Origin of the sequence: Sphingomonas sp. (assembly GCF_040398505.1) — a bacterium.
Classification (GTDB): domain Bacteria; phylum Pseudomonadota; class Alphaproteobacteria; order Sphingomonadales; family Sphingomonadaceae; genus Sphingomonas.
In genome coordinates, this window is the sequence record NZ_JBBATX010000183.1 from 1 (window position 1) to 2,457 (window position 2,457).

General features: G+C 66.3%; 1 protein-coding gene. It reads right to left on the reverse strand.

Annotated elements, in window-relative coordinates; genetic code table 11:
* Positions 1-97: 97 nt before the first annotated feature.
* Positions 98-2,419, reverse strand: a complete 2,322-nt coding sequence (locus tag ABWP09_RS14160) for an ATP-dependent helicase (RefSeq protein ID WP_353205763.1) — start codon at positions 2,417-2,419, stop codon at positions 98-100.
* Positions 2,420-2,457: the final 38 nt, after the last annotated feature.

Below are 2,457 nucleotides of genomic sequence, written 5' to 3' on the forward strand. Positions count from 1 at the left end.
TTGGACCAAGTTGATAGACCATTTTGGCCAATTGGCCAAGGTGGCGCTCGATACTGCCCCTCTCCCCGGCCCTCTCCCCGAGGGGGAGAGGGAGTTCTCACCCCACCGTCACGAAGCTATCCATCACGCGCTTGCGCCCGGCGCTTTCGAAGTCAATCTCGAGCTTGTTGCCTTCGATCTCGGCGATCGTGCCGTAGCCGAATTTCTGGTGGAAGACGCGCATCCCCACCGACACATCCGCGCGGCCGGCATTGCCGATGCTGACCGCCGGGGCGCTCGACTCCCGCACGCGCGAGGGTTCGCGGGTGAAGGTTCGGCTCGCAAAACTGCCGCCCGGCTTCGCGACGTCGCCCCCCGCCGCGCGTTGCCAGCCGGGGCCGCGCCCGGCGCCGCGCGCGACGTCGGCAAAGGGGTCGGCGCGTTCGGACCAATTGGCGCGCCACAGGCTTTCGCCGCCGGCCATGCTCGATTCCGATTCGATATGCTCCAAGGGCAGTTCGCCGACGAAGCGGCTCGGGATGCTGCTGGTCCATTGGCCGTAGATGCGGCGGTTGGCGGCGTGGAGGATGATCGCGCGGCGGCGCGCGCGGGTGATCGCGACATACGCCAGGCGGCGTTCCTCCTCGAGGCTGTTGGTGCCGCCTTCGTCGAGCGCGCGTTGCGAGGGGAACAGGCCTTCTTCCCATCCGACGAGGAAGACCGTGTCATATTCGAGGCCCTTGGCGGCGTGGATCGTCATGATCGTGACCTTGGGCTCCTCGGCGGCGGCTTCATTGTCCATGACCAGCGACACGTGTTCGAGGAACGCGCCGAGGCTTTCATACTCCTCCATCGCGCGGACGAGTTCGGTGAGGTTTTCGAGCCGGCCCGAGGCCTCGACCGATTTCTCGGCCTGGAGCACGGACGTGTAGCCGCTTTCGTCGAGGATGATCCGCGCGAGGTCGCCGTGCGGGATTTCGGTCATCTGCGCGCGCCACCGCGCCATGTCGATGACGAGGTTGCCGAGCGCTTTCCGCGCGGCGCCGGTCAGTTCGTCGGTGTCGAGAATCCGCGCAGCCGCAGTGACGAGCGGGACGCCTTGCGCGCGGGCGAGTTGGTGGACGCGCGCGACGGCCTTGTCACCGAGGCCGCGTTTGGGGACGTTGACGATGCGGTCGAAGGCGAGGTCGTCGGCGGGCTGGGCGACGACGCGCAGGTACGCCAGCGCATCGCGGATTTCGGCGCGTTCGTAGAAGCGGAAGCCGCCGACGATGCGGTAATTAATGCCGGTGGCAATGAAGCGGTCCTCGAACTCGCGCGTCTGATGCTGCGCGCGCACGAGGATGGCGATGTCGTCGAGGCTCTTGCCCGCGCGTTGTGCTGTGTCGATTTCCTCGCCGACGCGGCGCGCTTCCTCGGGGCCGTCCCACACGCCCAAAACCTTGACCTTCTCGCCCGTGTCGAGCTCGGTCCAGAGCTGCTTGCCAAGGCGGCCGCTATTGTTGGCAATGACGCCCGAGGCAGCGCCGAGGATGTGCGGGGTGGAGCGGTAATTCTGCTCGAGCCGGATGATCTTCGCGCCGGGGAAATCCTTCTCGAATTTCAGGATATTCTCGACCTGCGCGCCGCGCCACGAATAGATCGACTGGTCGTCGTCGCCGACGCAGGCAATGTTCTTGCGCTCCTGCGCGAGCAGGCGGAGCCAGAGATACTGGACGCTGTTGGTGTCCTGATATTCGTCGACCATGATGTATTTGAATTTGCGCTGATAGTCGGCGAGCACGTCGCGGTCGCGCTGCAGGATGACGAGCATGTGCAGCAGCAAATCGCCGAAATCGCAGGCGTTGAGCGCGATCAGGCGCGCCTGATAGGCGGCGTAGAGTTCCTGACCGCGGCCATTGGCGTAGAGCTCGCTCTCGCCCGCATCGATTTGCGCTGGCGTGAGGCCCTTGTTCTTCCAGCCGTCGATCAGCCCGGCGAGCGCCCTTGCGGGCCAGCGTTTTTCGTCGAGATCGGCGGCCTGGATGAGTTGCTTGAGCAGGCGCAACTGGTCGTCGGTGTCGAGGATGGTGAAATTGCTTTGCAGCCCGACCAGTTCGGCGTGGCGGCGCAACATCTTCGCGCCGATCGCGTGGAAGGTGCCGAGCCACGGCATACCCTCGACCACATCGCCGACCAGCCGCCCGACGCGGTGGCGCATCTCGCGCGCGGCCTTGTTGGTGAAGGTGACGCTGAGGATCTCGCTCGGCCACGCTTTGCGCGTGTTGAGCAAGTGCGCGAGGCGCGCGGTGAGCGCGGCGGTCTTGCCGGTGCCTGCGCCCGCGAGGACCAGCACGGGGCCTTCGGTGGTGAGCACGGCCTCGCGCTGCGGGGCGTTGAGGCCGCGCAGATAAGGAGGGTCATCGGGGGACGCCGGACTCTGGGGGGCGGGGAGACTCATCGGTGAACAGGTAGGGAACGGCGCGGGGGAGGGCAAGC

What these genes read in the sequence shown, in the direction of transcription:
- ABWP09_RS14160 (WP_353205763.1), bottom strand. Translation starts at nt 2,419, where the DNA reads ATGAGTCTCCCCGCCCCCCAGAGTCCGGCGTCCCCCGATGACCCTCCT.